Raw genomic sequence first — 236 nt, 5'->3', positions numbered from 1 at the left:
TGGTCAGCAAGCTTTTAAAGGAGGCCAGGGATAAGGGGATTGTGACCATCCGTATCCAGGCCCCGCAGATACGGGAAACCAGGCAGATATCCATAATGGAACAGGTGGGAAGGAAGTTTGGGATCTACGGAGGCATGGTGATACCGGACGGTTCCGGCGACCATGCCAACAATGCGGCGGTGGCAGAGGCGGCCATCAGTTTCCTGGAAGGCCTGGGAGAGGATAACTTGGGGATT

The 236-nt window shown here is 55.9% G+C and carries 1 protein-coding gene; it reads left to right on the top strand.

Annotated features, from left to right (window positions below):
- On the top strand, positions 1–236 hold a 236-nt coding region (locus tag LK536_RS59085; RefSeq protein WP_506092371.1), incomplete at both ends, for a hypothetical protein.

The sequence above is a fragment of the Clostridium pacaense genome, from assembly GCF_020709765.2.
Taxonomy (GTDB): Bacteria; Bacillota; Clostridia; order Lachnospirales; family Lachnospiraceae; genus Enterocloster; species Enterocloster hominis.
This window is presented reverse-complemented; position numbering and strand designations above follow the sequence as displayed.